Here is a 250-nt window from a genome sequence, read left to right on the forward strand (position 1 = left end):
AAACTGAATTTCAACAAAATCCATATGACACACGTCCAAATTATGAATATCCTCAAAATCCATATGCAGCACCACAAAATCAAGAACAGCGATATCCTCAAAATCCATATGTAATACCACAAAACCAAGAACAACAATATCAACAAAATCCATATGCAGCACCACAAAACCAAGAACAACAATATCAACAAAATCCATATGCAGCACCACAAAACCCATACACAACTCAACCACAACAACCGCAATATCA

1 pseudogene is annotated in these 250 nt (G+C 35.6%); it reads left to right on the forward strand.

Going from position 1 to position 250, the window contains the following annotated elements:
* Nucleotides 1-250, forward strand: a pseudogene (locus MR107_RS30830) (hypothetical protein); the annotation flags it as partial.

The organism is Bacillus cereus group sp. BfR-BA-01441 (assembly GCF_022663075.1).
Classification (GTDB): Bacteria; Bacillota; Bacilli; order Bacillales; family Bacillaceae_G; genus Bacillus_A; species Bacillus_A cereus.